We start from the raw sequence: 378 nt of genomic DNA on the forward strand, positions 1-378 counted from the left end.
CAGCAGGACGAAGAACAGGCCCTTGGTGAGCGCGGGATCGATGCCCACCGAGCGCGCATGGTGCGCGTCGAAGAGCGTGATCATCAGGGCCTTCCAGCGCAACAGCAGCACCAGCAGCGAGACGCCGCCGATGGCCAGCAGTTGCACCGTGTCGGCCGGGGTGATCGCCAGGATGTTGCCCAGGATGATGGTCTGGATGCTGACCGATGCCGTGGACAGCGAGACCATGAACAAGCCCAGGCCGAAGAAGGCGGAGAACACGACGCCGATGACGACGTCCTCTTTCAGCCGGGTGCGCTGGTTCAGCAGCAGCATGGCGCCGGCCGCCAGCAACCCCGAGACAAACGCGCCCGCCGAGAAGGACAGGCCGAGCAGGTA

At 65.6% G+C, this 378-nt stretch carries 1 protein-coding gene; it reads right to left on the minus strand.

The features are described from left to right. On the minus strand, positions 1–378 hold a 378-nt coding region (locus N825_RS35785; protein WP_037462518.1), incomplete at both ends, for a metal ABC transporter permease.

This window comes from Skermanella stibiiresistens SB22, from assembly GCF_000576635.1.
GTDB lineage: Bacteria > Pseudomonadota > Alphaproteobacteria > Azospirillales > Azospirillaceae > Skermanella > Skermanella stibiiresistens.